Here is a 22,729-nt window from a genome sequence, read left to right as displayed (position 1 = left end):
GACCTTCGATCAGTGAAATATTTCACCCGAACGGCGAGTCCATCCCCTGATCAACGTGCCCCATCAGGGATGAGTTCTTGGACTCAACAGAGGAGTATGCGTTGCCCGTATCGACGCACTGCGCCCCCAGTAGGACACATTCCGCCTGTAGTGAGCCGACCTGCCGACCCCAGGTTTCGGAAAGCTCGCCCAGCGCCTTACCTAGACCCCCGTCCCAATCAGCGCCCGAGAACCCCTTGGCCGCAGCACGTGTCTCGTCGAGCGGTCGGCTCCCTAGCTTCTTCGTTTCCCCGGCGAGATCGAGGGCTCCTTGGCCCGCCTTGCGCAACATCGCAGGATCATCGATCTCTGTCTCGGTGAATGACAAAACCCTCTCCCCCCATACAAGGCGTCGCCGCCAATTACTCTCTGTGACTCACCTTACAAAGATCACTTCAAGTTCTGGCATATTTCAGCCAGCATCCAGCGGATCCGCTATAGACCGCTACGAGCGATCTGTCCGACGCTGTGAAGCATCCACAGCCCAAGGTCGGTCTTCGGTAACGCGCTGAACTCCCGTACAAAAGACGTCGTCCCAGGATGTGCAGGCAATCGGAAGGCGTGCGCGCGGTGCAAGCGCTCAGTCCGGCTGATGGCCTCCACCACCTCACGAGCGTGGCCTGCCCCAAGACGGCGCGCATACGGTTCATGCACTGCCTGATGCTTCACTCGGCTTCCAGTGACCGCGGCACCGGCGCAGTGATGGGCCTGGGCGGTGCCTCCAGAAAGGCCAGAACGGCCAACCCACACAGCCGTAAGGGCGCCGGTGCGCCGCTACGGAACCTCTCCCGTCGCGGCGCGGGCCCTACGCCTCCGCCGCCGCGCGTCGGCGGGTGGTGGCGATGGTGGCGGAGCCGACGACGCGGGTGCCGTCGTAGAGGACTACGGCCTGGCCGGGGGCGACGCCGCGGACCGGTTCGGTGAAGGTGAGGTGCAGCTCCCCGGCGTCGGTCAGCTCGGCGCTGACCTCCGTCTCACCGCCGTGGGCGCGCAGCTGGGCGGTGTACGTGGCCGTACCGGCGGCCGGGGGGCGGCCGCACCAGCGGGGGCGTATCGCGGTGAGGCCGGTGACGTCGAGGGAGGCGGCGGGGCCGACGGTGACGGTGTTGTCGACCGGGGAGATGTCGAGGACGTAGCGCGGCTTGCCGTCGGCGGCGGGGGTGCCGATGCGCAGGCCCTTGCGCTGGCCGATGGTGAAGCCGTAGGCGCCGTCGTGGCTGCCGAGGCGGTTGCCGGACTCGTCGACGATGGCGCCCTCGGCGGTGCCCAGCCGCTTGGCGAGGAAGCCCTGGGTGTCGCCGTCGGCGATGAAGCAGATGTCGTGGCTGTCCGGCTTCTTGGCGACGAACAGACCGCGCCGGGCGGCCTCCTCGCGGATCTCCGTCTTGGTGGTGCGGGTGTCACCCAGCGGGAACATCGCGTGCGCCAGCTGCCGGTCGTCGAGCACGCCGAGGACGTAGGACTGGTCCTTGGCCATGTCGGAGGCGCGGTGCAGCTCGCGGCTGCCGTCCTCGCGCAGCACGACGGTGGCGTAGTGGCCGGTGCAGACGGCGTCGAAGCCGAGGGCGAGGGCCTTGTCGAGCAGCGCGGCGAACTTGATCTTCTCGTTGCAGCGCAGGCAGGGGTTGGGGGTGCGGCCCGCCTCGTACTCGGCGACGAAGTCCTCGACGACGTCCTCGCGGAAGCGCTCGGCGAGATCCCAGACGTAGAAGGGGATGCCGATGACGTCGGCGGCGCGGCGGGCGTCGTGGGAGTCCTCGATGGTGCAGCAGCCGCGGGCACCGGTCCGGAACGATTTCGGATTCTCGGACAGCGCGAGGTGCACGCCGGTCACGTCGTGGCCGGCCTCGGCGGCGCGGGCGGCGGCGACGGCGGAGTCGACACCGCCGGACATGGCGGCGAGTACGCGCAGGCGGGGTGCGTCAGTCATAACTTCTCCAGAGTAGACGGAACCACCGACAGTCCCGTACGCGTTGTCCAGCGCATGGGGAAGACGGAGCGGACCGGGTCCGCCCTCAGCAGACGGCGTGCGCTGTGGATCGGCGGCGCCGCGGCGGTCGTCGTCGGTTCCGGGGTCGTCGCGTCCCGCGGCGGGCTGCCGGGCCCGGCGAAGCCGCGGACGCCCGGCGCCGTCGATCAGCCGGGCGTGGAGTGGGTCGCGGCGTCCTCGGCGAACTGGCGGCGCGCCGAGCGCCCGGACGACTACCGCATAGACCGGGTGGTGATCCATGTCGTCCAGGGCAGCTACGCGACGGCGCTGAAGGTCTTCCAGAACCCGCTCCACGCCGCCGCCTCGCACTACGTGGTGCGTAAGGACGGCCATATCGCGCAGGTCGTGCGGGAGCTGGACGTCGCGTTCCACGCGGGCAACCGCGCGTACAACGAGCGCAGCGTCGGCATCGAGCACGAGGGGTTCGTGGACCGCCCGGAGTCCTTCACGACGGCGATGTACGCCGCCTCGGCGCGGCTGACCGCCGGGATATGCCGCCGCTACGGCTTCCCCGCCGACCGGGAGCACATAGTGGGCCACTCCGAGGTGCCCGGCGCCGACCACACCGACCCGGGGCCGCACTGGGACTGGGACGGCTATCTGCGGCTGGTCCGCGGCGAGCTGCGGAGGAAGACCCCGCCCAAGGGCGCCGCGTAACGGACCGCCCCGGGCGCGCGGCCCCGTACGGCTCCGGTCAGCTCAGTCCGGCCTGCCGGGCGCGTTCGACCACCGGGCCGATGGCCTCGGCGAGCGCCGCGACGTCCTCGGCGGTCGAGGTGTGCCCCAGGGAGAAGCGGAGCGTGCCGCGGGCCAGCTCGGGCGAGGTGCCGGTGGCGAGCACGACATGGCTGGGCTGGGCGACCCCGGCGGTGCAGGCGGAGCCGGTGGAGCAGGCGATGCCCCGGGCGTCGAGGAGCAGCAGCAGGGAGTCGCCCTCGCAGCCGGGGAAGGAGAAGTGGGCGTTGGCGGGGAGGCGACCGGCCGGGTCCGGGTCGCCGCCGAGGACGGCGTCGGGCGCGGCGGCGCGTACCGCCTTGATCAGGTCGTCGCGGAGGCCGCCGATCTCGCGGGCGAACTCCTCGCGGTGCTCCACGGCGTGGCGGGCGGCGGCGGCGAACGCCACGATCGCGGGGGTGTCGAGGGTGCCGGAGCGGACCTGGCGCTCCTGGCCGCCGCCGTGCAGCACGGGCACCGGCGCCCACTCCCGGCCCAGCACCAGCGCGCCGATGCCGTACGGGCCGCCGAGCTTGTGGCCGGAGACGGTCATGGCGGCGAGCCGGGAGGCGGCGAAGTCGACCTCGGTCTGGCCGACCGCCTGCACCGCGTCGGAGTGCAGCGGAATGCCGAACTCCTGGGCCACGTCGGCGAGTTCGCGGACCGGCTGGAGGGTGCCGATCTCGTTGTTGGCCCACATGACGGTGGCCAGCGCGACATCGGCGGGGTTACGGAGGACGGCCTCGCGCAGCGCGTCGGGGTGCACCCGCCCGTAGGAGTCGACCGGCAGCCACTCGACGTGGGCGCCCTCGTGGGTGGCGAGCCACTCCACGGCGTCCAGGACGGCGTGGTGCTCGACGGGGCTGGCGAGCACGCGGACACGGGCCGGGTCGGCGGCCCGGCGGGACCAGTAGAGGCCCTTGACCGCGAGGTTGTCGGCCTCCGTGCCACCGGCCGTGAAGACGATCTCGCTGGGGCGGGCGCCGAGGGCGGCGGCGAGGGATTCGCGGGCCTCCTCGACGGTGCGCCGGGCCCGCCGCCCGGCGGCGTGCAGCGAGGACGCGTTTCCGGTGACGGTCAGCTGAGCGGTCATCGCCTGCACCGCTTCGGGGAGCATCGGCGTGGTGGCCGCGTGGTCGAGGTAAACCATGGTGCCCCGATTCTACGGGCGGCCGTCCGGGCCCTCGGGGGCGCATGTCCGGCGCGCGGGGGCGCCGCCGCGCCGGGCCGCCGAGGGACCCGCCGCCGGACCTCTCGACGCCCTCGTAAGGAGTCACTAGCCTGACGCTCATGACATCCACCACGTATGAGGCGCCCTGGCGGCTGGACCGGACGTTCGCCGCCTCGACCGGTGAGGTGCGCTGGGCCGCGCTCGGCCCGGCGGAGAGCGCCGAGCCGCCGGTCGTCCTGCTGCACGGGACGCCGTTCTCGTCGTATGTCTGGCGTTCGGTGGCCCGGGCGCTGGCCGGGCGGCGGCGGGTCCTCGTCTGGGACATGCCGGGGTACGGCGCCTCGGAGATGCGCGCCGGGCAGGACGTCTCGCTGGCCGCGCAGGCGGTGGTCCTCACCGAGCTGCTGGACCACTGGGGACTGACCGAACCGGCCGTGGTGGCCCATGACTTCGGGGGTTGCGTGGCGCTGCGGGCGCATCTGCTGCACGGGGCGCGGTATTCCCGGCTGGCGCTGGTGGACCCGGTGGCGCTGGCGCCCTGGGGGTCCCCGGCGTACCGGCTGCTGGGGCGGCACGCGGAGGTCTTCACACAGCTGCCGCCCGCGCTGCACCGGGCGCTGGTGCGCGAGTACGTCGCCTCGGCGAGCGCCACCGGGCTGCGCCCCGAGGTCCTGGAACGCCTGGTGGAGCCGTGGTGCACGGCCGAGGGGCGGGCCGCCTTCCACCGGCAGATCGCGGCGAACGACCGGCGGATGACGGACGCGGTCGAGGGCCGGTACGGCGAGATCACGCTGCCGACGCTGGTGTGCTGGGGTACGCGCGACACCTGGATCCCGCCGGAGCGCGGCCGCGACCTCGCCTCCCGCATCCCCGGCGCCCGGCTCCGGCTGATCGAGGGCGCGGGCCATCTCGTCCAGGAGGACGCCCCGGCCGAGCTGACCGCGGCGCTGATGGAATTCCTGGCGGCGGGGGCGGACACCGGGGCGTGAGCGGCCCGCCCCGGTGCGGACCGTCAGCCGCCGAGCGGTGCGCGGGCCAACTGGCGGGACTGGGCGACGAGGCGGTCGGCGGAGTCCCAGACCTCGGCGTCCTCCTCCAGGAAGCCACCGGCGAGGTTGCGGGTGGCGATGGCGACGCGCAGCGGTCCCGGCGCCGGGCGGCAGCGGATGTGGCAGGTCAGCTCGACGGTCGGCACCCAGCCGGCCAGGCCCAGGTCGAAGGCGGTGGGGGGCATGGCGTCGACGGTCAGCAGCAGGGAGAGCGGGTCCGGGTCGCGGCCGTCGGCGAGGCCGAACCAGCCGCGCATCTCGCCCTTGCCGGAGGGCGCGCCGACGGCCCAGCCCGCGGTGGCCGGGTCGAGGCGGAGGTCGAGCCGGTCGGCGATGGCGGTGCTGCCCGGTATCGCCGCGCCGCCATCGGGGGCGCTGTCGGTGCCCAGGCAGTGGGCGTACGGGGGCAGCGCCGGGGGCTTGGCGGTGGTGCGGACGTCGTCGGGGAGCGCGCCGAGGTCGCCGTAGGAGGCGAGCACCCGCATCCGCTCGACCTCGGTGCCGTCCGGTGCGGTCTGGACGAGGGTGGCAGTGCCGGTCGACATGGTGCGGCCGGTGCGGACCACCTCGGTGCGGATGGTGGCGGGGCCGGGGGCGGATGCGGTCAGGTAGTGCGCGGTGACCGAGAACGGGTCGGGGTGCGGCAGGGCGTCGCCGAGGGCGCGGCCCATGAGGGCGAGGAGATAGCCGCCGTTGACTGCCTGAATGATCGTCCAGCCCGCGGAGAGCTCCGCGTCGTACTGCCCCGGGGCGCGGCGCACCACGGCCGTGTCCCGGTCGAACTCGCTGTTACCAAGGGTCACCTGTGCCATGGCCGGAACGCTACACCGAAAAGTTACCGACCGGTAGTGTCAATTCGTGGCGCCCGGCGGACCGCCGCACCGTCGCGGCCTGGGATGATTCCGGGATGCTCCACATGCTCTACCTGATCGGTGTCTCCGCGTTCGCCGCGAGCGGGGTGCTCGCCGCCTACCGCGCGAACATGGACCCCTTCGGCGGTCTGGTCCTCGCCTTCGCCGCCTCGATCTCCGGCGGCACGCTGCGCGATCTGATCCTCAACCGGCATCCGCTGTACTGGACACACGACTGGGTCCTGCTGACGGTGATCATCTGCGTCGGCGTCGCCACCATGGTCTATCTCCGCTTCTGGACGCTGCCGCGGAAATCCCTGCTGGTCGTCGACGCGGTCGGGCTCTCCGTCGTCACCGTGATCGGGGCGCGCGCCGCCATCGACGCGGGCGCCACCCCGCTCGCGGTGATCATCCTGGCGGTGTTGACGGGCGTCGCCGGTGAGGTCATCCGCGATGTGCTGTGCGGGGAGTTCCCGCCGCTGCTGCTGCGCGAGGACGTCTACGCGATCGCCGCGTTGGCCGGTGCCGCCCTGCTGCTGATCCTGCACCATCTCGGCATCGGCGGCACCGCGGTCACCGCCGCCTCCGCCGGGCTGGTCTTCGCGCTGCGGATGGGCGCGGTCTACTTCGGGCTGCACCTGCCCCGGCCGCACCGGTCGCCGAGCCGGGAGGGCTCGGACGGCTGATCCGGCCGGGGCGGCGGCCCTACGGCTTCGGCAGCGGCGGGCGGGAGCCGGTGTTCAGCCAGGCGTCGAAGAGGTCGCCCAGCCGCTGACCGGATATCTTCTCGGCCAGCGCGATGAACTGCGAGGTCTCGGCGTTGCCGTAGCGGTGGGCCGCGGTCCAGGCGGGCAGCAGCTTGAAGAACGCGGGGTCACCGATGCGTTCGCGCAGCGCCTGGAGGGTCATCGCGCCCCGGTCGTAGACCGCGGCGGAGAACATCGTGTCCCGCTGCGGGTCGGCGATCTTGATCTTCCAGAACGGGTCGTCGGCGGGCACCGACGCGTACGCCTCACGGAACGCGTCGTGGGCGCTCTTGGTGCCCTTGTGCTCGTCCCACAGCCACTGCGCGTAGCTCGCGAAGCCCTCGTTGAGCCAGATGTGCTGCCAGTCCTTGACGGAGACGGAGTCGCCGAACCACTGGTGGGCCAGCTCGTGGACGATGGTGGACTCGCTGCGGACCGCCGAGTAGGCGGGCTTGGACTGCACCTCCAGGGAGAAGCCCGCCTGCGGCATGTCGTCGACGATGGCGCCGGTCTCCTCGAAGGGGTACGGCCCGAACACCTTCGACCAGTAGTCCGTGGCCGCCGCGGTGACGCCGTAGACGTCGATCTTCCCGGCGGGCAGCGTCGGATCGGTGGCGACGTAGATCGGGGTGCCGCCGGGGGTGGTGCCGGTGCGGACGTCGAACTTCCCGATGGTGGCGGTGGCCAGGTACGTCGCCATCGGGCGGCTCTCGCGCCAGTGGGCGTACGAGCGGCCGCCGCGCTCACCGGATGCGATCAGCCGCCCGTTGGAGACACCGGTCAGCCCCTTGGGCGCGTCGATACGGATGTCGTACGTCGCCTTGTCGCCGGGGTGGTCACTGGAGGGGAACCAGGTGGAGGCGGCGTTCGGCTCGCACGCCACGAAGACGCCGTCCTTCGTCTTCATCCAGCCGTACTGGGAGCCGAAGACGATCGGCCCGCTGAGCGGCCGGGGCACACCGCTGTAGGTGACGGTCACCTTGAAGGTGCGGCCGTCCCGCAGCATCCGCGCGGGCCGGACCGTGATCTCGTCGCCGGATCTGCTGAAACGCGCCGGGCGGCCGTCGACCCGGACGGCGGCGACATCGAGCTTCTGGAGGTCGAGGTCGAAGGCGCTCAGATTCTGGGTGGCGCGGGCGGTGAGCGTGGTGCGGCCGTCGAGGCGGCCGGAGGAGGGGTGGTAGCTGACGCCCAGGTCGTAGTGGAGGGCGTCGTAGCCGCCGTTGCCGAGGTTCGGGAAGTAGGTGTCGCCGGCGCCGGGTGCGCCCGGGGTGCCGACGGGCGGCGCGGCGACGCTGCCGGGGGCGGTGGCCACACCGCAGATCGTGGCGACGACGGTGCAGGCGGCGGCCAGGGCGAGCAGCCGGGGGCGGCGGAGTGCGGATACGGAGAGTGCCATGGTGAGCCCATCTCTTCGAACACACGGATGCTGGGGTTCCAGCGGGCCGACTCTGCACGGCGCCGCCGCTCCCGGCGCGGAACTTTGCCAACTCGTCATGCGGGACGGCCACTTGCCGCCACCGGGGCGCCCGGCGGAGCGGGCCCGCGCCCCTCAGCTGGTGAGCGTCGGCAGGACCGGCATGGTCGGTATCCGGCCCGGCCGGTGTCTGGCACGGCGGGCGTCGTGGGCGGATTGGAAGGGGACTTGGCGCCGGTGCCCGGCACGGTCAGTGCTCCTTCCAGAACGCGCGCAGCAGGGCGTGGACCGTCTCGGGCTCCTCGACATGGCCGAACGAGCCGCTGCGCTCCAGTATTTCGAAGCGGGTGCGCGGTGCCCGGTGGACGAACTCCCGTTGCAGGGCCGGGTAGAGCGCCCGGTCGTACCGTCCGGCCAGCACCATCAGGGGTGCCTCGATCTCCGCGAGCCGCGGCCGGAAGTCGGGGATGTGGAGGATTTCGCCGCCGACGGTGAAGTCGACGTCGGCGCCGCAGAAGAGGGGGTAGAGCGCGAGGTTGCGGGCGCCCGGTTCGGTGGCGAGCAGCGCGGCGTGGTCGGGGTGGTGGAAGCGGACCAGTCTCGCCGCGGCGGCGAACTCGGCCTGCATCCGCGGATCCGTGGAGGGCACCCCCCGCTCCCGCAGGGCGGTGATCCGCTCCCACACCTCCGGGAACTGCAACGCCAGCTCGCGGTTGATGTTCTCGTGGTTGAGCTGCCACATCTCCGGGCTGTGCAGGCTGTTGGCGAGGGTGAGGGTGCGCACCGTCTCCGGGTGGTCGAGCGCCAGGGCCTGCCCGATCAGCCCGCCGTAGGAGAAGCCGTAGAGGTGGACCGGGCCCAGGTCGAGGGTGGTGAGGAGGGCGGCGATGTCGGCGACATCGCGGGCGAAGGTCACTTCCGTGAGGTCGTCGGGCGCGTCGGAGCGGCCGCGTCCGTGCAGGTCGACGTAGAGGACGCGGTGGTCGGAGGCGAGTGCGTCGAAGTGTGGGTGGAAGACGACATGGGATCCGGCCGGGCCGAGCCCGGCGAGCAGCAGGACGGGATCGCCCTGTCCCTCGCTCTCCACCCACAGGCGGTGGCCGTTGACGTGGTGGTAGCCGCCGTCGGGGTGCCGGACGGCCGGGGCGTCGAGGGACATGGTGCGGCTTCTCTCTTCCGTGGGGTGGCGTGGTGCGCTACGGCTGCCGCGCCGTGCGGGCCGTAGGCGCGGCGGACGGTGGCCGGGCGGGCGGGCCGATCGGCAGACGGGCGGCGGGCCGTGCCGCAGCGGGTCACCGGCTCCGGACCGGGGTACCGGAGCCGGAACCACGTGCCTGAGCAGCAGGAACGGGCCGAGGAGGAGGATCGGGATCAGGGCCGCCGGAGCCGGGGGCGCAGTCGGCGCCGCCACGGCGAGCAGGGGCAGGACCAGCAGCATCGTCGGGCCACCGGGCTGCGGGCAGAGCGGCTGACCGGACCGCGGCCCGGCGCCGTCCCGCTCGGCTGCGGCCGTCTTCCCGGCCGTGGTGTCGGTGGTCATGACCGGACGCCCTCCCGTCTCTCCGGACCGCGGGAGGGCGTCGGCCGTGCGCGGCGCCACCGGCGCCGCGGGAGCGTCCGCCGTCCCGTCTCACAGAAGGAACACCGGCCGGACACCGCGGGTTGCAGGGAATGCGGAGAGACTTCGGGGCGTCGGCATCCGCTGCCGACGCCCCGAGGCACGTCTGTCTCCCGTGCCCCGGTCACCGCCGGGGCACGGCCGTCACGCCGTCCCGGGTCCGGGGGCGTTCTCCGGGTGGTGGCAGGCCACCTTGTGTCCGTCCTTGAGCGAGACCAGCGGCGGTTCAGTCGTCGTGCAGGTCTCGGTCGCCTTCCAGCAGCGGGTACGGAACCGGCAGCCGGACGGCGGGTTGATCGGGGACGGTACGTCGCCCTTGAGCAGGATGCGGTCGCGTTCGGTGCGCCGCTTCGTGTCGGGCACCGGCACCGCCGACATCAGCGCCTTGGTGTAGGGGTGCATCGGCGTGGTGTAGAGCGAGGTGCGGTCGGCCAGTTCGACGATCTTGCCGAGGTACATGACCACGATCCGGTCCGAGACGTGCCGGATGACGGACAGGTCGTGCGCGATGATCACATACGTCAGGCCCAGTTCGTCCTGGAGGTCGTCCATGAGGTTGACGACCTGCGCCTGGATGGAGACGTCCAGCGCGGAGACCGGTTCGTCCGCGACGACCAGCTTCGGCTTGAGGGCGAGGGCGCGGGCGATGCCGATGCGCTGGCGCTGGCCGCCGGAGAACTCGTGCGGATAGCGGTTGTAGTGCTCCGGGCTCAGGCCCACCAGCTCCAGCAGCCGCTGGACCTCCTTCTTCACACCGCCCTCGGGCTCGACGCCCTGGAGGCGGAAGGGGGTGGAGACGATGCCGCCGATGGTGTGCCGCGGGTTCAGCGACCCGTACGGGTCCTGGAAGATCATCTGGACGTCGCGGCGCATCGGGCGGAGCTTGCCCGGGGAGAGGTGGGTGATGTCCTGCCCCTCGAACTCGACGGTACCGCCGGTGGGTTCGTCGAGCCGGGTGATGAGCCGACCCATGGTCGACTTGCCGCAGCCGGACTCGCCGACCACGCCCAGCGTCTCGCCCGGGTAGACGTCGAAGTCGATACCGTCGACCGCCTGGACCGCGCCGACCTGCCGCTTGAGCAGCCCCTTGGTGATCGGGAAGTGCCGGGTCAGCCCGCGTACCCGCAGCAGCGGGGTACGCACTCCGTCGGCGTCGGACCGGGGCGCGGGCACGGCCGCGGCGGACGCCACGGGCGCGGCGGGCTTCTCGTCTACGGCCTCGGCGGGCTCCGCAGGTTCCGCGTCCTCGGCGGCCTCGGCGGCCTCGGCAGGCTGCTCGGACTCGGCGGATGCAGCGCCGTCGGGCACGTCGGCCCCGTCGGGCTCGGCAGACTCCGCGGACTCGCCCCCCTTACCCGCCTCTTCAGCCGCCCCGGCCTCCGCAGATTCCTGGGCCTCCGCAGCCGCCCCGGCCTCCGCGGGCTCCCGGGTCTGCTCGGTCTCCGCCGGTTCCCCGGCCTTCCCGGACTTCTTCTTCGCGTTCTCGCTCACAGCTTCGGCGCAATCTCTTCGGTCCAGATCCGCTTCCGCTCCGCCGGGGCCATGTGGCACGCGGAGAAGTGGCCGGTCGTGGCCTCGGTGAGTTCGGGGCGGACCGTACGGGTGAGGTCGTCCTTGGGCACGTCCGCGTACGGGCAGCGCGGGTTGAAGGCGCACCCGGAGGGGACGTTGATCAGGCTGGGCGGCGAGCCCTTGACCGGAATCAGCCGGTCGGTGTGGTCCCGGTCGATGCGCGGCATGGAGCCCAGCAGACCCCAGGTGTAAGGGTGCTGCGGCGCCTCGAAGATCTTGTCGGCGGGGCCGCGCTCGACGCACCGGCCGCCGTACATGACCAGCAGGTCGTCCGCGAGTTCGGCCACCACGCCCAGATCGTGGGTGATCACGATGACGGCGGAGCCGAACTCCTTCTGCAGATCGCGGATCAGATCGAGGATCTGCGCCTGGACGGTGACGTCCAGCGCGGTGGTCGGCTCGTCCGCGATGAGCAGTTCGGGGTTGTTGACCAGTGCCATCGCGATCATCGCGCGCTGGCGCATCCCGCCGGAGAACTGGTGCGGATGGTCGTCCACCCGCTTGTCCGGCTGCGGGATGCCGACCCGGTCCAGCATCTCGATCGCCCGCTTGCGCGCCGTCTTCTTGTCGACGTCGTGGTGGACGCGGTACGCCTCCACGATCTGCTTGCCGACCGTGTAATAGGGGTGCAGCGCGGAGAGCGGGTCCTGGAAGATCATCGCCATCCGGCGGCCACGCAACCGGCGTACCTCGTCCGGGTCGGCGCCGATCAGCTCCTGGCCGTCCAGCCGGATCTCGCCGGACATCCGGACCGTGGCGCGCTGCCGCCGCGACGCGCGGTGCAGCCCCATCACGGCGAGCGAGGTGACGGACTTGCCCGAGCCGGACTCGCCGACGATGCCGAGGGTCTTGCCCTTCTCCAGCGTGAAGGAGAGGCCGTCGACGGACTTGACCAGGCCGTCGTCGGTCGGGAAGTGCACCTTCAGATCGCGGACGTCGAGGAAGGGGGCGCCCTCGCCGGGCGGCTTCGGGGCGCCGGATGCGGTGTCGTCGGAGTCGGTCACGAGAGCCTCACGCGCGGGTCGACGGCGGCGTACAGGACGTCCACCACCAGGTTGCACAGGACGATGAAGAACGCGGCGAGCAGGGTGACGCCGAGGATGTTGGGCAGGTCGTTGGCGGTGATCGCCTGGACGGCGAAGGCGCCCACGCCCTGGAGCGAGAAGACCTGTTCGGTGATGAGCGCACCGCCCAGCAGCAGCCCCAGGTCCATGCCGAACACGGTGATGAGCGGGGTCAGCGCGGCGCGCAGCCCGTGCCGGACGACGACGGTGCGCTCCCCCAGACCCTTGGCGCGCGCGGTGCGGATGTAGTCCTCGCTCAGCGTCTCCAGCATGCCCGCCCTGGTCAGCCGGGCGTAGAGCGCCGAGTAGAGGAACGCCAGCGTCACCCAGGGCAGGACCAGCGTTCTGGCCCACAGGAACGGGTTGTCGAAGAGCGGGACGTAATCGCTGCGTTCGAAGATCGGCCACTGGTAGGTGAAGAGCGCCAGCGCGATGGCTCCGGTGAAGAACATCGGCAGCGACACCCCGGCCAGGGCGACGCCCATCGACAGCCGGTCGAAGAGCGAGCCGGGGCGGAGCGCGGAGATGACGCCGGTGGTGATGCCGGAGACGAGCCAGACGACGGCCGCGCCGACGGCGAGCGACAGGGTGACCGGCAGGCGGGACCGGATCTCCGGCCAGACCTCGATATGGGTCTTGAAGGAGTAGCCGAAGCACGGGACGTGGCACCGCGCCGCCTCGGGGCCGAACTTGTAGTCGACGCCGGTGAAGATGCCCTTGAGGAACTCCCAGTACTGTTCGTACACGGGCTTGTCCAGGCCGAGGTTCCTCTTCACCGCCGCGATGTCGGCGGGCGTCGGCGACTTGCCGATGTACTGCTGCGCGAGCTGGTCGGTGGTCTGCCCGGCGATCTTCGGCAACAGGAAGAAGATGCCGAAGGTGACCGCGCTGACGATCAGCAGCAGGATCACCGCGCTGATCACCCTGCGGATGAGGTACGAGAACACGGGGATGCGGCGTCGGTGCCCGCGGGGCCGAGGGGGCCGGCCGCGGGCACCAATGCCTTCACCTGCCTTCCGGGACTTACTTCTTGACGCCGATGTTGAGGTAGTCGTACTGCCCGCTGTAGGCCGAGGTGGCCACCATGTTCGTGGCCTTCGGGGAGCGGTAGTTCAGGACCTTGAAGTAGGTGAGCGGGACCATCAGGGCCTGGCTCATCGCCTTCTTGTCGATCTCGGCGTACGCCTTCTCGCGCCCGGCCTTGTCCGGGTCGGCGACGGCGGAGTCGAGGAGCTTGTTGATCTCCGGGTCGTCCGTCTCCGAGAGGTTGGTGTTGCCGGACTGGGAGATCGCCTTGCCGTTGAGGATCTGCTGGAGGTAGCCGTAGCCGGTCGGGAAGTCGGCGCCCCACTGCATCATCATCAGACCGACGTCGTTCTTCTTGTTGAAGGACGGCACGCCCGCGTAGTCCGAGAAGTACTTGCTGCTCGGGTACTGCTGGATCTTGGCGTTGACGCCGATCTTCTTCAGCGAGGAGATGACGGAGGTCGCCGCGTCCACCTCCTCCTGCCGGTCACTGCGGGCGAGGATGGTGGTGGAGACGTTCCCGGCACCGCAGTCGGCCCACTTCTTCTTGGCGTCGCCGAGGTCGAGGTTGTCGCCCGAGTACTTCTGCGGGTACTGGTCGAACTTCTGGTAGCCGGGGATGTCCGTCGGCAGGACGGTGGAGGCGATGTCGCCGCGGATCGGGCCGCCGAGGGAGGTCTGGACGGCCTTCTTGTCGACGGCGTACTCGATCGCCTGGCGGCATTCGAGCTTGTCGAACGGCTTCACCTTGGTGTTGATCGCCAGGTAGTTGAGCCGCTGGCCGAGGGCGTTGTCGGTGTTGCCCTTCTCCTTGGAGTCGGTCAGCAACTGCGCCTGGGTCTGCGCGTCGACGCCCTTGCCCGCCATGTCGACCATGGTGTTCCCGGCGAGGAGGTCCTTGTCGATGGTGGACTGCGCCACCTTCAGCTTCAGGACGATCTTCTCCGGCAGCTGCTTGCGCAGCGGGTCCGTCTTGGCCGACCAGTACGGGTTGCGGACGAGGGTGAGCTGCTTGCCCTCCTGGTAGTCCTGGAACTTGTACGAGCCGGTGGAGACCACGGATCTGGTGTAGTCGGCGCCCTTGTCCTTGGCCTGCGGGACCGGCGCCGTCTGCGGGGCGCTGACCAGCTGGTCGAACTCCGCGAACGCCTTCTTCAGATGGAAGACGATGGTGTGGTCGTCCGGCGTCTCGATGGACTTCAGACCGGCCTTGCTCTTGTCCTTGTACGGACCCTTGTAGCCGTCGCCGTCGTTGTCCTTGAGGAACTGCTGGAAGTAGTTCGGCCCCAGGGAGAGCGTGTCGCGGGCGAAGTTGGAGCGCTCGACGGCGTACTTGACGTCCTGCGAGGTGACGGCGGTGCCGTCGTCGAACTTCACCCCCTTGCGGAGCTTGTACGTCCAGGTCTTGCCGCCGTCGGAGGACTTGCCCATCGACTCGGCGAGGTCCGGGACGATCTCGTTGCCCTTGGGGCCGGGAGCCGGCTTGAAGGTCGTCAGGGAACGCGCGTAGAGGCGGCTGAAGTTGTACACGAACGCGTAGTAGGTGTTGCCGGGGTCGAAGGACTCCGGGGCGTCGCTCATCGCGTAGGTGACCGTGCCACCCTTCGCGTCCGAGGCGTTGACGATGCCCTCGGTGGCGGCGTTCGCCTTGCCGGAGGCGGTGGATCCGGCGCCCCCCGTGCAGCCTGCCAGCAGGCCCGCGCTGGTGATGGCCGCTATCGCCGCGACCGGAACTGACCTTCGCATGTTGGTGGCGCTCCCCTTCAATCGTCGAACACTTCGAGAGATGACTTCGGAAAACTTCGGAACGACCGGACGCGGTGCGGCGGGCGGGGGGCCGGCTCAGCGGCCGCCGCGGGGGTCCAGTGCGTCCCGCAGACCGTCACCGAGCAGGTTGAACGCGAGCACGGTGACGAAGATGGCGAGACCGGGGACGAGCATGTACTGCGGGTCGACCTCGTAGTACTTGACCGCCTGGTTGAGCATGCCGCCCCAGGACGCCTGGGGCGGCTGGATGCCGACGCCCAGGAAGCTCAGCGCCGCCTCGAAGAGGATGTTGGAGGGGATCAGCAGCGTCGAGTAGACGACGATCGGGCCGACGAGGTTGGGCAGCAGTTCGCGGAAGAGGATGAACGGACCGCGCGCGCCCATACCGCGCGCCGCGTCGACGAACTCCCGCTCCCGCAGCGACAGAGTCTGTGCCCGCACGATCCGGCCCATGTACGGCCAGTTGAAGAAGCCGATGACGAAGATCAGTACGGAGAGGTGGAGCGGCAGTCCGGTGAGGCCGAAAGCGCCTCCCTGGAGCGAGGCGGAAATCGCGATGGCGAACAGCAACAGCGGGAACGCCAGGAAGACATCCATCAGCCGGCTGATCACCGCGTCGACCCGACCGCGGTAGAAACCGGCGATCACACCCATGACCGTGCCGATCGCCACGGACAGCAGGGTGGCGCCGAAGGCGACGATCAGCGAGACCCAGGAGCCCTCCAGCACCCGGGCGAGCAGATCGCGGCCGAACTTCGGGTCCACGCCCAGCGGATGGGCACCGCTCATCCCGCCCAGATCGCCCTTGGGGAGCGTGGTGTTGGGGTCGATCAGCGACTGGTTGGGGCTGTCCGGGTCGAGACCGAGCAGCGCCTGGAGCGGGCGGGAGAGCGCGGCGACGGCGATCAGCAGGATGACAACGATGGCACCGGCCACCGCGACCTTGTCGCGCCGGAAGCGCAGCAGTGCGATACGGCCGAGCGAACGGCCTTCGATCCGCTTGCCCTCCACGCCCTTCAGCACCGCTTCCGGCTGCGTCTGGGCAGCCGCGCCGGTTGTCTCGATCGGTGCGGTCACAGTGCTTTTGACCCCTCTCGGCCGACGGTGGCCGGCCTCACACCCCGCCGCACTCGCGGCCTGGTCCCCATCGCCGCCGCACGCCTGGTACGGGTTGCCACGGAACGTTCGCAACACGAAACGCTGCGCGTTCACCTGGCAGGTGTCCGGATGGTGTTCGTACACAGGGCCGATGCCCTGCTGCCGGAGTCTTCATCCGATTCGCGATCACTCACCAGCCCCCAAGGTGAATGGATGCGCAACTGTGATCTGGTCCACAAGCCTCCGCTATCCGGACGCAACGGGCGTCTGAGCGGAGAATTCGGTGGCGGGAAAACGCCCGTCAACTCGCGGGCGAACAGGGTGATTTGCGGCGCCGTGTCCAGGACGACGGAGCACCCGGGGGCGGCCCGGAGGGCACGCCGTCCGGGTCAGTAGGGGCGCGGGTAGCCGTACCCGGGGGCGGGCGGCTGCGCCGGGACGCCGTAGCCCTCGCGGTCGAAGAAGGGGCGGGCGCAGGCCCGCATCCACATGGCGACCGGGTCGTACTCGTCGTGCATCGCGACGGTCGAGACGGGCAGCCCGTCGGGGACCGCGCCCATGGCCTGCTGGGCCATCAACCGGGCGGCCTCCACGCCCTGTTGGCCCGCGTCGTAGAGGTCCAGACCGAGGGCGAGGTACGGGGCGCCGAGGGCGGGCTGCACCCAGGCGCGGCGCAACGACCGTACGGCGGGCGTGCGGTGGGCGTTCTGTGCGAGCAGGGCGTAGAACTGCGGGAGGTCGATGACCGGTTCGGTGATCCGCAGCGGTCCGGCGGGCAGCCGGTCGAGGCCCCCGGCGATCCGGCGCAGATCCAGCCAGGGGATGCCGACGCCGCCACCGGGGGCGTGCGGATTCAGCCAGAGGCCCCAGCGGTCGGGGAAGAGGGCGGAGGCGATCTCGACACCGGTGACCAACTCGTGGTCACGGTTCCAGCCGGAGGCGGCCAGTTCGGGGGCGGAGGTGACGCAGGGCGCGTAGCCCAGGCCGTCGACCTCCATGTTCCCGTACTGCGCGTCGGGCATCCCGGCGCGGCCGTGCCAGAGCAGCATCCAGACCTGACCGGCGGCGAGCGCGTGCAGCAGCGCTTCGTAGGCGTCGTAGCGACCGGGCGTGACCTGCCCCAGCATCTGCTCGACCCGGCCTGCCGCCGCTCCCTGATGCGCACCCGCGCTCACGTGGTCCGTCCCTTCTCCGGCGGCCGCGTGGGGTACGTCCGCCCGTCGTCCGTCCAGCTTACGAGTGGTCGCGGGAGTAGAAGGGCCGTACGCGCGCGCCCATCCAGTCGGCGACCGGGTCGCCCTGGGCGACGTCCAGCAGCACCAACTGGACGGGCCAGGCCACCGGTACCGTGCCGAGCGCGCGCCCCAGGGCCGCGACGGCCGCCTCGCGGGTGGTGTCGTCGTAGGGGTCGGCGAGGGTGGCGTCGATCTCGACTCCGACGAAGAGTGCGGGCGTGTCGCCCTCCACACTGGCCAGGGCACGTCGGGCAGTTCGGACAATTCCGACGGCGGAGAACTCCAGCCCGGCGGCCGCGAGGAAGTCCACCGGCTCCTCCTGCCAGTCCGGCTCGAAGAGCCGCACCCGGCCGCCGACGGGCGCGGGCGCCCCGGTCCCGGTCTCCCGGCACAGTTCGGCCACCGCGGGCGCGGGCAGCGTGGTGCCGACCGTGCCGCCGGGGTTGACGGCGATACCGAGCAGCGGCGGCAGCCCGCGCGCGAACTCCTGCGCCGGGGCGACGGCGAAGGACATGTGCGCGCCGACGGTCCGCAGGAACTCCTCCTCGGAGCTGAACACCGGGACGTACGCCACGTCGTCGATCACGACGGTGGGCAGGTCAAGACCCCGGCCGCCGGGGCCCGCGGCGTCCGGGCCGCCGCCGTTGGGCAGCGGCACCCACAGGCGGCTGCGGCCCAGCACCTCCACGATCCGGGCGCCCGCACCGGGGTGGCCGACCGAGGCCGAGAGGACCTCCTCCAGTTCGTTGGCGGGCCACGCCAGCCGCGGTATTCCCTGCTCGATCCCCTGCTCGGGAAAGTTCATGTCCATCCATCCGCTTCCGTACCGCGCACTCCGGCCGACGAGCCTAGGGCCTGTCGTCACACCCCCGCCGTCGCCCGGAGGGCGGGCACGGGGGTGTGACGACCGACCCTAGACGAGTGACGGCGGCGCCGCGTCCGCCGCCCGGGCCGCGGGACCGCCACCGCCGAAACGGAGCGCGCGCAGCCGGTCCACCGCGGCCCGGTCCAGCAGCACGGCGGAGGCGAAACCCCGGGGCGGGCGGCCCGCCGCCGCGTCCCCGATCAGCCGCCGGGCGGCCGCGCGGTGCCGGGCGAAGGCGTAGCCGGACACCCCGCGCCCGCGCGAGCGCTGGCCGCACCGGGCCACCTGCGGCGGGACGTCGAGCAGCAGCAGATGCGGACGGCGTCCGCCGCGGCGCGCGGCGCGGGCGATCCAGCGGCGTACCCAGCGCTGCGTCCCGCAGTCGTGCACCACCGCGCCCCGTCCCGAACGCAGCACCCGGCGCAGCCCGAGGTAGTGCGCCACCCGGACGAGTGGCCGGTAGAGGACGTACGGCACCCGGCGCAACCGGCCGCGCTCCCAGCGTTCGCGCACGTCCTGGGAGTCGACGCGGTGGACGGGCGCCCCGCCGTCGTCGGCCGCCGGGACGGCGCGGTGCATCAGGGTGCTCTTGCCGCTGCCGGGCAGCCCGGAGACGACGACGACCGCGCCCGCCGGGAACCGGAGTTCGGCCGGGAGCGCGGCGGCGGGGCGGGAGCGCAGATCGGTGACGGCGGAGCGGTCCGGGGCGGCGGCGCGGGCCGGGGCCGGTGGGCCGTCCGGGCGCCGTGGCCGCGTCCCGCGCGGTTCCCGGGGTGTGCGGGGCGCGGGTACGAGGCCGGGGGGCGCGGTGCCCCCGGTCCCCGGCATGGCCGTGCGCATGGCTTCGCTCTGCACCGTGATCGCCCCTCCCCCTCGGCGGGTCCGGGCGGCGCCCCGTCCCCTCCCCGCACAGTGTCAAGGAAAGGTAATGCGCTTCAAGGCGTGGGGTGTTCCGGTGCCGGGGCCCGGTGCGGCAGGGGTCGTACGGAGGTGCTCCGTCCGGTCGGCCGGGCGGGTTCCGGACCGGGGCTCCTACGTGCGGCGTTCCCGTGCAATGATGTCGGCGCCACGTGCACTTCGGTGTTCCGCCGTGCACGGTCAACTGCATACCGGCCGCTTGAATCCGCGCGGGAGAGTCCCCGGCCGTGCGCCGGGGCGCCGAAGGAGCAAGTCCTCCCTTGAATCTCTCAGGCCCCTATACCGCGCGGGCGAGGCAGATCTGAAAAGCGAGCCGCGGCCCGGTCCGGGAGGCGGTTCCACCCAAGGTGCAAACCGGCCCGTTCGCGGGATTCCGGTGAACCTCTCAGGTTCCGATGACAGATGGGGAGACATGTCCTCTCATCCTGTCCGGGAGCCCACCATGACCGATGCCCCCCGCCGCACCGCGCTCGACGCCGTCCACCGCGCGCTGGGCGCGACCATGACCGACTTCGCGGGCTGGGACATGCCGCTGCGCTACGCCAGCGAGCGCGACGAGCACGTCGCCGTCCGCACCCGCGCCGGTCTCTTCGACCTCTCCCACATGGGCGAGATCACCGTCACCGGCCCGCAGGCGGCCGACCTCCTCGACCACGCGCTGGTCGGCAACATCGGCTCCGTGAAGCCGGGCCGCGCCCGCTACACCATGATCTGCCAGGAGGACGGCGGCATCCTCGACGACCTGATCGTCTACCGCCTGGGCGAGACGGAGTACATGGTCGTCGCCAACGCCTCCAACGCGCAGACCGTCCTGGACGCGCTGACCGCCCGGGCCGGTGGCTTCGACGCCGCGATCCGCGACGACCGCGACGCCTACGCGCTGCTGGCCGTGCAGGGCCCGGAGTCCCCCGGCATCCTCAAGTCCGTCACCGACGCCGACCTGGACGGGCTGAAGTACTACGCCGGACTGCCCGGCACGGTCGCCGGGGTCGACGCGCTCATCGCCCGTACGGGATACACCGGCGAGGACGGCTTCGAGCTGTTCGTCCGGCCGGACGACGCGCCCGCGCTCTGGGCGGCGCTGCTGGCGGCGGGCGAGGGCGTGGGTCTGGTGCCGTGCGGTCTGTCCTGCCGCGACACGCTGCGCCTGGAGGCGGGCATGCCGCTCTACGGCCACGAGCTGACGACGGCGACCACGCCGTTCGACGCGGGTCTGGGCCGGGTCGTGAAGTTCGAGAAGACCTCCAACGGCGGCGCCTTCGTCGGCCGCGCCGCGCTGGAGGCGGCCGCCGCCCGCGCCGAGGAGCGGCCGCCGCGCAAGCTCGTCGGTCTGATCGCCGAGGGCCGCCGGGTGCCGCGCGCGGGCTACACGGTGGTCGACGCCGCGGGCACCGTGATCGGTGAGGTGACCTCCGGCGCGCCGTCGCCGACGCTGGGCAGGCCGGTGGCGATGGCGTACGTCGACGCCGCGCACGCCGCCCCGGGCACCGAGGGCGTCAAGGTCGACATCCGTGGCAGCCACGAGCCGTACGAGGTCGTGGCGCTGCCCTTCTACAAGCGGGAGAAGTAGCCCGCGTTCCCGGCGGGCGAAGTAGCCCGTAGCGGGACACCTCACCACCGGTGGGACCGCCGCGCCGGGCCGGTGCGGCCCGGCCGCCACCGGTGTGTCTCACTGTGCAAGACCCCTTTCACCACCACACCCTCGCGTACAGGAGAATCGACCCATGGACAACCCCCAGCACCTGCGTTACAGCAAGGAGCACGAGTGGCTGTCGGACGCCGAGGGCGGCGTCTCGACGGTCGGCATCACCGAGCACGCGGCGAACGCGCTCGGCGATGTCGTCTACGTGGACCTGCCGAAGGTCGGCGACACCATCACCGCGGGCGAGACCTGCGGCGAGCTGGAGTCGACCAAGTCGGTCAGCGATCTCTACGCGCCGGTGGACGGCGAGATCACCGAGGTCAACGAGGGTGTCACCGACGACCCCTCGCTGGTGAACACCGCCCCGTTCGAGGGCGGCTGGCTGTTCAAGGTGAAGGTCACCGCGGTGCCGGACGACCTGCTCTCCGCGGACGAGTACACCGCCTTCACCGCCGGCTGAGTCCGCCGCTCGGCCGCCGCCCGTACCGGAAGCGCTCCGCGCCCCCTGACCCTCCAGGAGAAGATCCATGTCGCTTCTCGACAGCTCCCTCCACGAGCTCGACCCCGACGTCGCCGCCGCCGTCGATGCCGAGCTGCACCGTCAGCAGTCCACCCTCGAAATGATCGCCTCGGAGAACTTCGCTCCGGTCGCGGTCATGGAGGCGCAGGGCTCGGTTCTCACCAACAAGTACGCCGAGGGCTACCCCGGCCGTCGTTACTACGGCGGCTGCGAGCACGTCGACGTGGTCGAGCGGATCGCGATCGACCGCATCAAGGAGCTCTTCGGCGCGGAGGCGGCCAACGTCCAGCCGCACTCCGGTGCGCAGGCCAACGCCGCCGCGATGTTCGCGCTGATCAAGCCGGGCGACACCATCCTGGGCCTGAACCTCGCCCACGGTGGTCACCTCACCCACGGCATGAAGATCAACTTCTCCGGCAAGCTCTACAACGTGGTGCCCTACCACGTCGACGAGAAGACCAACCTGGTCGACATGGCAGAGGTCGAGCGCCTCGCCCGTGAGCACCGCCCGAAGCTGATCGTCGCGGGCTGGTCCGCCTACCCGCGTCAGCTCGACTTCGCCGCCTTCCGCAAGATCGCGGACGAGGTCGGCGCGTACCTGATGGTCGACATGGCGCACTTCGCCGGTCTGGTCGCCGCGGGGCTGCACCCCAACCCGGTGCCGCACGCCCACGTCGTCACCACCACCACCCACAAGACCCTGGGCGGTCCGCGCGGCGGCGTGATCCTCTCCACCCAGGAGCTGGCCAAGAAGATCAACTCCGCGGTCTTCCCCGGTCAGCAGGGCGGTCCGCTGGAGCACGTCATCGCGGCCAAGGCGGTCTCCTTCAAGGTCGCGGCGTCCGAGGAGTTCAAGGAGCGCCAGCAGCGCACCCTGGACGGCGCCCGCATCCTGGCCGAGCGCCTGATCCAGCCGGACGTCACCGAGGCGGGCGTCTCGGTCCTGTCCGGCGGCACCGACGTCCACCTCGTCCTGGTGGACCTGCGCCACAGCGAGCTGGACGGCCAGCAGGCCGAGGACCGTCTCCACGAGGTCGGCATCACGGTCAACCGCAACGCCATCCCGAACGACCCGCGGCCCCCGATGGTCACCTCGGGTCTGCGGATCGGCACCCCGGCACTGGCCACCCGCGGTTTCGACGCCGACGACTTCCGCGAGGTCGCCGACGTCATCGCCGAGGCGCTGAAGCCGTCGTACGACGTCGAGTCGCTCAAGGCGCGGGTCGCCACCCTCGCCGCGAAGCACCCGCTCTACCCCTCGCTCTGAGAGGGGGCGCGCGGCGCACCGCCGCGCGCCGTGGCCTCCGGGCGCCGCACCACGCGGTGCCCGGGGGCGGTACGGGCCACGAGCCCGGGGCCCCGGGTCCCGGGCTCGCCGTCTGCCTGCCCTCCGACACGGAACGATCCGGTGGGAAGGCCGCAGAACG

The 22,729-nt window shown here is 71.5% G+C and carries 20 protein-coding genes and 1 riboswitch; of the genes, 6 read left to right on the top strand and 14 right to left on the bottom strand.

What is annotated here, in order from left to right:
• Positions 1–22: 22 nt before the first annotated feature.
• Positions 23–367: a hypothetical protein gene (locus tag IF23_RS34050; protein WP_157848025.1), complete on the bottom strand. Its 345-nt coding sequence runs from the start codon at positions 365–367 to the stop codon at positions 23–25.
• A 477-nt stretch (positions 368–844) separates the two neighbouring features.
• Positions 845–1,969, bottom strand: coding sequence for a tRNA 2-thiouridine(34) synthase MnmA (mnmA, locus tag IF23_RS0117890; protein ID WP_030284832.1), 1,125 nt, complete (start codon positions 1,967–1,969; stop codon positions 845–847).
• 54 nt (positions 1,970–2,023) lie between these two features.
• On the opposite strand from mnmA, the gene IF23_RS0117885 reads away from it, so the two are divergent.
• Entirely contained in the window at positions 2,024–2,686 is a 663-nt protein-coding gene (locus IF23_RS0117885) for an N-acetylmuramoyl-L-alanine amidase (protein WP_037678560.1), read from the top strand.
• A gap of 37 nt (positions 2,687–2,723) precedes the next feature.
• On the opposite strand, the gene IF23_RS0117880 is transcribed toward IF23_RS0117885, so the two are convergent.
• On the bottom strand, positions 2,724–3,893 hold the full coding sequence (locus IF23_RS0117880; RefSeq protein ID WP_030284829.1) for a cysteine desulfurase family protein: 1,170 nt from the start codon (positions 3,891–3,893) through the stop codon (positions 2,724–2,726).
• Positions 3,894–4,033: 140 nt separating this feature from the next.
• On the opposite strand from IF23_RS0117880, the gene IF23_RS0117875 reads away from it, so the two are divergent.
• Positions 4,034–4,903 carry an alpha/beta fold hydrolase gene (locus IF23_RS0117875; RefSeq protein WP_030284827.1) on the top strand — a complete coding sequence of 290 codons (870 nt, stop codon included), beginning with the start codon at positions 4,034–4,036 and terminating at the stop codon, positions 4,901–4,903.
• A 23-nt stretch (positions 4,904–4,926) separates the two neighbouring features.
• On the opposite strand, the gene IF23_RS0117870 is transcribed toward IF23_RS0117875, so the two are convergent.
• Positions 4,927–5,775, bottom strand: a complete 849-nt coding sequence (locus IF23_RS0117870; protein ID WP_030284825.1) for a thioesterase family protein — start codon at positions 5,773–5,775, stop codon at positions 4,927–4,929.
• Positions 5,776–5,870: 95 nt separating this feature from the next.
• Here IF23_RS0117870 and IF23_RS0117865 point away from each other — a divergent pair, with 95 nt between their 5' ends.
• Entirely contained in the window at positions 5,871–6,500 is a 630-nt protein-coding gene (locus tag IF23_RS0117865; protein WP_030284823.1) for a trimeric intracellular cation channel family protein, read from the top strand.
• Positions 6,501–6,519: 19 nt separating this feature from the next.
• Here IF23_RS0117865 and IF23_RS0117860 read toward each other — a convergent pair whose 3' ends face one another.
• From IF23_RS0117860 to IF23_RS31330, 10 genes are all read right to left on the bottom strand, one after another.
• Positions 6,520–7,959 carry a M1 family metallopeptidase gene (locus IF23_RS0117860; protein WP_030284821.1) on the bottom strand — a complete coding sequence of 480 codons (1,440 nt, stop codon included), beginning with the start codon at positions 7,957–7,959 and terminating at the stop codon, positions 6,520–6,522.
• Between the two features lie 268 nt (positions 7,960–8,227).
• Positions 8,228–9,517, bottom strand: a complete 1,290-nt coding sequence (locus IF23_RS34630) for an alpha/beta fold hydrolase (RefSeq protein ID WP_211266167.1) — start codon at positions 9,515–9,517, stop codon at positions 8,228–8,230.
• Positions 9,518–9,739: 222 nt separating this feature from the next.
• Complete coding sequence (locus IF23_RS0117850) at positions 9,740–10,786, bottom strand: ABC transporter ATP-binding protein (protein WP_051739678.1); 1,047 nt, start codon at positions 10,784–10,786, stop codon at positions 9,740–9,742.
• A gap of 296 nt (positions 10,787–11,082) precedes the next feature.
• Positions 11,083–12,171 carry an ABC transporter ATP-binding protein gene (locus tag IF23_RS0117845; protein ID WP_030284816.1) on the bottom strand — a complete coding sequence of 363 codons (1,089 nt, stop codon included), beginning with the start codon at positions 12,169–12,171 and terminating at the stop codon, positions 11,083–11,085.
• Positions 12,168–13,178, bottom strand: coding sequence for an ABC transporter permease (locus tag IF23_RS0117840; protein WP_030284815.1), 1,011 nt, complete (start codon positions 13,176–13,178; stop codon positions 12,168–12,170). The genes IF23_RS0117845 and IF23_RS0117840 overlap by 4 nt, the downstream gene beginning before the upstream one ends.
• Positions 13,179–13,254: 76 nt before the next feature.
• Positions 13,255–15,003: an ABC transporter substrate-binding protein gene (locus IF23_RS0117835; protein ID WP_030284813.1), complete on the bottom strand. Its 1,749-nt coding sequence runs from the start codon at positions 15,001–15,003 to the stop codon at positions 13,255–13,257.
• A gap of 96 nt (positions 15,004–15,099) precedes the next feature.
• On the bottom strand, positions 15,100–16,101 hold the full coding sequence (locus IF23_RS0117830) for an ABC transporter permease (RefSeq protein ID WP_030284812.1): 1,002 nt from the start codon (positions 16,099–16,101) through the stop codon (positions 15,100–15,102).
• Between the two features lie 410 nt (positions 16,102–16,511).
• Entirely contained in the window at positions 16,512–17,297 is a 786-nt protein-coding gene (locus IF23_RS0117825) for an enhanced serine sensitivity protein SseB C-terminal domain-containing protein (RefSeq protein WP_030284810.1), read from the bottom strand.
• A 58-nt stretch (positions 17,298–17,355) separates the two neighbouring features.
• A complete protein-coding gene (locus tag IF23_RS0117820; RefSeq protein ID WP_030284808.1) occupies positions 17,356–18,162 on the bottom strand; it encodes an enhanced serine sensitivity protein SseB in 807 nt (268 codons plus the stop codon).
• 108 nt (positions 18,163–18,270) lie between these two features.
• Entirely contained in the window at positions 18,271–19,077 is an 807-nt protein-coding gene (locus IF23_RS31330; protein WP_245655014.1) for an AAA family ATPase, read from the bottom strand.
• A 263-nt stretch (positions 19,078–19,340) separates the two neighbouring features.
• A riboswitch (glycine riboswitch) is annotated at positions 19,341–19,435 on the top strand.
• 147 nt (positions 19,436–19,582) lie between these two features.
• Here IF23_RS31330 and gcvT point away from each other — a divergent pair.
• The 3 genes from gcvT (at position 19,583) to glyA (ending at position 22,569) form a co-directional block, all read left to right on the top strand.
• On the top strand, positions 19,583–20,710 hold the full coding sequence (gene gcvT, locus IF23_RS0117810; protein ID WP_107126958.1) for a glycine cleavage system aminomethyltransferase GcvT: 1,128 nt from the start codon (positions 19,583–19,585) through the stop codon (positions 20,708–20,710).
• A 154-nt stretch (positions 20,711–20,864) separates the two neighbouring features.
• The gene (gcvH, locus tag IF23_RS0117805; protein ID WP_030284802.1) at positions 20,865–21,242 is read left to right on the top strand and encodes a glycine cleavage system protein GcvH; all 378 of its coding nucleotides are present in this window, start codon (positions 20,865–20,867) and stop codon (positions 21,240–21,242) included.
• Between the two features lie 67 nt (positions 21,243–21,309).
• Positions 21,310–22,569, top strand: coding sequence for a serine hydroxymethyltransferase (gene glyA / locus IF23_RS0117800; RefSeq protein ID WP_030284801.1), 1,260 nt, complete (start codon positions 21,310–21,312; stop codon positions 22,567–22,569).
• Positions 22,570–22,729: the final 160 nt, after the last annotated feature.

This window comes from Streptomyces catenulae, from assembly GCF_000718015.1.
GTDB classification, from domain to species: Bacteria; Actinomycetota; Actinomycetes; order Streptomycetales; family Streptomycetaceae; genus Streptomyces; species Streptomyces catenulae.
This window is presented reverse-complemented; position numbering and strand designations above follow the sequence as displayed.

Coding starts and splice junctions, on each gene's coding strand:
- mnmA (WP_030284832.1), bottom strand. CDS start 1,969: ATGACTGACGCACCCCGCCTGCGCGTACTCGCCGCCATGTCCGGCGGT.
- IF23_RS0117875 (WP_030284827.1), top strand. CDS start 4,034: ATGACATCCACCACGTATGAGGCGCCCTGGCGGCTGGACCGGACGTTC.
- gcvT (WP_107126958.1), top strand. CDS start 19,583: ATGACCGATGCCCCCCGCCGCACCGCGCTCGACGCCGTCCACCGCGCG.
- gcvH (WP_030284802.1), top strand. CDS start 20,865: ATGGACAACCCCCAGCACCTGCGTTACAGCAAGGAGCACGAGTGGCTG.
- IF23_RS0117870 (WP_030284825.1), bottom strand. CDS start 5,775: ATGGCACAGGTGACCCTTGGTAACAGCGAGTTCGACCGGGACACGGCC.
- IF23_RS0117860 (WP_030284821.1), bottom strand. CDS start 7,959: ATGGCACTCTCCGTATCCGCACTCCGCCGCCCCCGGCTGCTCGCCCTG.
- IF23_RS0117865 (WP_030284823.1), top strand. CDS start 5,871: ATGCTCCACATGCTCTACCTGATCGGTGTCTCCGCGTTCGCCGCGAGC.
- IF23_RS0117820 (WP_030284808.1), bottom strand. CDS start 18,162: ATGAACTTTCCCGAGCAGGGGATCGAGCAGGGAATACCGCGGCTGGCG.
- IF23_RS0117835 (WP_030284813.1), bottom strand. CDS start 15,003: ATGCGAAGGTCAGTTCCGGTCGCGGCGATAGCGGCCATCACCAGCGCG.
- IF23_RS0117880 (WP_030284829.1), bottom strand. CDS start 3,893: ATGGTTTACCTCGACCACGCGGCCACCACGCCGATGCTCCCCGAAGCG.
- IF23_RS34630 (WP_211266167.1), bottom strand. CDS start 9,517: ATGACCACCGACACCACGGCCGGGAAGACGGCCGCAGCCGAGCGGGAC.
- glyA (WP_030284801.1), top strand. CDS start 21,310: ATGTCGCTTCTCGACAGCTCCCTCCACGAGCTCGACCCCGACGTCGCC.
- IF23_RS0117885 (WP_037678560.1), top strand. CDS start 2,024: ATGGGGAAGACGGAGCGGACCGGGTCCGCCCTCAGCAGACGGCGTGCG.